Source organism: Brevundimonas sp., from assembly GCF_036402095.1.
Taxonomy (GTDB): domain Bacteria; phylum Pseudomonadota; class Alphaproteobacteria; order Caulobacterales; family Caulobacteraceae; genus Brevundimonas.
The window spans coordinates 1-4,229 of record NZ_DASWTO010000038.1 but is presented as its reverse complement, the minus strand read 5'-3'; the positions used below and the strand labels follow the sequence as shown (position 1 = coordinate 4,229).

Here is a 4,229-nt window from a genome sequence, read left to right as displayed (position 1 = left end):
TTCTTCCAATCGATGGGGGCGTGTGCCTTTCGGCCGGAGCGCCCCGGTGAGCCTTCTTTTCGGACGACGCCGATGCGCCACCCCGGGTTTGATTTCGAGCAAGGCCCGCGACAAACAGAAAAGCCGGAACGCGCGCTTCGGGCGTTCCGGCGGGCACAGCCCGGTCGTTCGATTGTCACGATCTCGATGAACGCTGACGCGCCCGCCTCGAAAGTGGGCGGCTTCTACGCCGGGCGGGCGTCGGGGTCAAGGGCGGTCACTGCAGCCGCCAGCGCACCGTGGCCACGGCCATGGCCCTGCGAGGCTCGCCGTTGACCGTGGGCGGCAAGATCCGGATGTTGCGGTAGACCTGACGGGAGGCGTCGCCAAAGCCCACCTCGCTGACGCTTTCGAAGAACACCTCGCATCCTTCGGTCAGACCCGAGGCCGCCACGACGCAGATCAGGATGACGTCGCCGTCCGCCCCGACTTCCATGGCCATGGCGGGGTACAGCCGGGTGTATTCCCAAGGCTGGGGCCGGTTCAGGATGCGCGGCAGGACCACCACGTCGTCCGACGGGGCGGGCGCCGCTTCCGGCCAGTCGACCGTGATCCGGACCCGCCCGCCCGCGACGGGTTGTCCGTCCAGGTCGAGCGGCGCCAGCTGCATGGACGTGGCGACATGCATCGCCGCCAGATAGGGCTTCACCCGCTCCGGGTTCCACTCCCGGGGTCCCTCGTAAGGCGCGCAGAGATAGAGTTGCGCCGTGGGCGTGATCCCGCACTCCAGGCTCACAGGCTGGCCGGGCCAGTAGGGAACCTCGCCGTCCGCGAGCGGGGCCCGGCCGAGCTCCGCCCTCTGGTTCGCCATGACCCGGGCGTACAGGGCGAAATCGACGTTGTCCGGGCCGTCGATCCACTGCGGCCGCTCCACCAGCCTGCCCCCGCGCGAGGACGTCACGCCGGCGGGATCGGCGAACAGAGGCCCGAGAGCCGGGGGGCCCGCGCTGACGCAGCCGGCGAGCGCCGGCAGCAGGGCCAGAAGCGCGAGGGGCCACAGGCGGGCCAGGCCGGAACAGCGGGATCGGCCGCGAGCTTTCGACGAACGCGGCATACTTCCCCCAAAGCCCCGTGAACTGCAGGCAGCGGTATCCGATCCGGACAGCCGACCCAAGCCCCAATATGGCCACGCTCCGCCCCTCCACTGAAGATCGGGACGTGGAGGGCCGATGAGGGACCTGAGGCTTGTCTGGCCATCGCGGGCCGAACGCTGGCGCAAGCCGGCGATCGTGGTCGTGTCGCTGGGCCTGCACGCCCTGGTGCTGGGCCTCATCGGACTTCGCTCCTTTGGCCTGGGCGTGCCGGTCGAACCGGTCGAGCGCACGATCTATGTCGAGATCGAGCCCCGGCCTCTGCTGCCGGGCGAGGTCGCACGGGTTCGGCCGCCGCCGGAACGCCCGGATACGCCATCGCAGGCCTTGCCGGACGCCGGCGCTCCGACCGCGCCCAGCGAGCCTTTCCAGAGGCTGGAGGACGAGGAAGACCGCCCGGCGCCTCGTCTTGCCGCGCCGGGCGCTCCCGCACCGCCGGCCGACGTCGGCACGGCGCCGTGGCGGGTCAGGCCCGAGACGACCGGCGACCGGGTCGGGCGTGGCCTGCGGACCAGTCCGGTCGGCTGCGCCAGTCCGCGCCTGCTGAGCCCGGCCGAGCGCGCGATCTGCGACGACCGCCTGGGCGCACGCGCCGCCGCCGCCGCGCCGATCGAGGGGACCGGCAACCCGGAACGCGACGCCCGCTTCGCCCGTGAGGGCGCCCGCGCCCTGGCCGAATACGAGGCGCGCCGCCGTCCGCTCAGCGGCGGGGTCGGCGTGGTCGGCCCGCAGGACGGTCCCGGCTCGAATTTCGGCATGGGCGTGGCGGGGGCCCATCTGGATCCGGCGCTGCGGCCGGACTCGACCACCAACGTCCGTACCCGGCGGGACCGGGACCGGGAGGCCGAGGAGGACTGAGGCCGGGACGGTCGGGCCGCAGTTCCCGGTGCAGGACCTGCCCGGCGCGGGACAGCCAAGGCTGCTGTGCCTGGAGGTCGCGCAACCAGGGCGGGATAGCCCGGAAGCTGGGCGTCTTCCCAAGGATATACGTCTTCCCCGAAGCGCCGCGCGCAATGAGAAGGGCGGCGCTGTTTCCAGCGCCGCCCCCTTCCGTTCAGTCCGGAACCCGGAGATCAGCCTTCGCTGTTCTCCAGCTCCAAGGCCAGATCGGCCGGCAGCGGCTCGATGGCCTCTTCGCGAGCCTGGGTCAGCTGGGCGTCGCGCTCGTTGGCCACCTTCTGCAGGGCGCGCAGGTAGGCGCCGGTGCCCGCCGGGATCAGCCGGCCGACGATGACGTTCTCCTTCAGGCCTTCCAGCGTGTCCTTCTTGCCGTTGACCGAAGCGTCGGTGAGGACGCGGGTGGTCTCCTGGAAGGACGCCGCCGAGATGAAGCTGCGGGTCTGCAGCGACGCCTTGGTGATGCCCAGCAGGACCGGCTGGGTGGTGGCCGGACGGCCGCCGCGCTTCTCGACCTTCTGGTTCTCGAGCACCGCTTCGGCGACCTCGACCGTGTCGCCACGGATCAGGGTCGTTTCACCGGAGTCGAGCACCTCGACCTTCTGCAGCATCTGGCGAACGATCACCTCGATGTGCTTGTCGTTGATCGGCACGCCCTGCAGTCGGTAGACCTCCTGCACTTCGTTCACCAGGTACTCGGCCAGCGCCTCGACGCCCTGGATGCGCAGCAGATCGTGCGGATCCGGGTTGCCGTCGATGATGTAGTCGCCCTTCTGGATCAGATCGCCGTCGTGAACGGAGATGTGCTTGCCCTTCGGGATCAGGAACTCGACCGCCTCGCCCTGCACGCCGTCCGCATTGGGCTCAGGCGTGATCTTGATGCGGCGCTTGTTCTTGTAGTCGCGGCCGAATTCGACACGGCCGTCCATCTCGGCGATGACCGCGCAGTCCTTCGGACGACGGGCCTCGAACAGCTCGGCCACCCGCGGCAGACCGCCGGTGATGTCGCGGGTCTTGGCGCCTTCCGTCGGCACGCGGGCGATGATCTCACCCGGCTTGACGACGTCGCCGTTGGAGACGGAGAGAACCGCGCCCACCGGCAGCAGGTAGCGGGCGTCGGAACCCGAAGCCAGCTTGGCGTAGGCGTCGCCGTTGGTGACGCCCATGGCCGGACGCAGGTCCGCGCCGCGGGGGCTGGCGCGCCAGTCGCTGACGACGCGCTGGGCGATGCCCGTCGCCTCGTCGGTTTCCTCGCGGACCGACAGACCCTCGACCAGATCCTCGAAGCGGATCACGCCGCCCACCTCGGTCAGGATCGGCGAGGTGTAGGGGTCCCACTCGGCCAGACGCTGGCTGCGCTTGACCTCGGCCCCTTCGGTGACCCGAAGGCGGGCGCCGTAGGGCAGCTTGTGGGTCTCGCGATCCTTGCCGTCGACCACGATGGTGATCGTGACGTTGCGGCTCATGGCGACCAGATCGCCGTGCGCCGCCTTGACGGTCGGGCCCGCGATCTTGGCGACGCCGGCGTTGGTCGCCTCGTAGAACGAGGTCTCCGCAACCTGCGCCGTGCCGCCGATGTGGAAGGTCCGCATCGTCAGCTGGGTGCCCGGCTCGCCGATCGACTGGGCGGCGATAACGCCGACCGCCTCGCCGATGTTGACGTTGGTGCCGCGCGCCAGGTCACGCCCGTAGCAGTAGGCGCAGATGCCGGCTTCGGCCTCGCAGGTCAGGGCCGAGCGGACCTTGACCGACTGGACGCCGGCGTCGTCGATGACTTCGACTTCCTCTTCCTGCAGGTAGGTGTCCGCCGGGAACAGGACGTTGTCGGTGCCGGGTTCCTTGATGTCCTCGGCCGCGTACCGGCCCAGCACCCGCTGACCCAGCGAGACCAGCACGTCGCCGCCTTCGACCACGGCGCGCAGGGTGATGCCCCGCGTCGAGCCGCAGTTGTCCTCGGTGACGATCGAGTCCTGAGCCACGTCGACCAGACGGCGCGTCAGATAGCCCGAGTTGGCGGTCTTCAGCGCGGTGTCGGCCAGACCCTTGCGGGCGCCGTGGGTGGAGTTGAAGTACTCGAGGACGGTCAGGCCTTCCTTGAAGTTCGAGATGATCGGCGTCTCGATGATCTCGCCCGACGGCTTGGCCATCAGGCCCCGCATGCCGCCCAGCTGCTTCATCTGCGCCTGCGAACCGCGGGCGCCC

Annotated in this window: 2 protein-coding genes and 1 pseudogene; 1 reads left to right on the top strand and 2 read right to left on the bottom strand. The window is 70.2% G+C overall.

Annotated elements, in window-relative coordinates; all coding sequences use genetic code 11:
* Window positions 1-256: 256 nt before the first annotated feature.
* The gene (locus VGD32_RS03160; RefSeq protein WP_331030452.1) at window positions 257-1,093 is read right to left on the bottom strand and encodes an energy transducer TonB; all 837 of its coding nucleotides are present in this window, start codon (window positions 1,091-1,093) and stop codon (window positions 257-259) included.
* Window positions 1,094-1,208: 115 nt separating this feature from the next.
* Between VGD32_RS03160 and VGD32_RS03155 the strand changes: the two genes are divergently transcribed.
* Window positions 1,209-1,988 carry a hypothetical protein gene (locus VGD32_RS03155; RefSeq protein WP_331030451.1) on the top strand — a complete coding sequence of 260 codons (780 nt, stop codon included), beginning with the start codon at window positions 1,209-1,211 and terminating at the stop codon, window positions 1,986-1,988.
* 215 nt (window positions 1,989-2,203) lie between these two features.
* On the opposite strand, the pseudogene VGD32_RS03150 reads toward VGD32_RS03155, so the two are convergent.
* A pseudogene (locus tag VGD32_RS03150) lies at window positions 2,204-4,229 on the bottom strand (DNA-directed RNA polymerase subunit beta'); the annotation flags it as partial.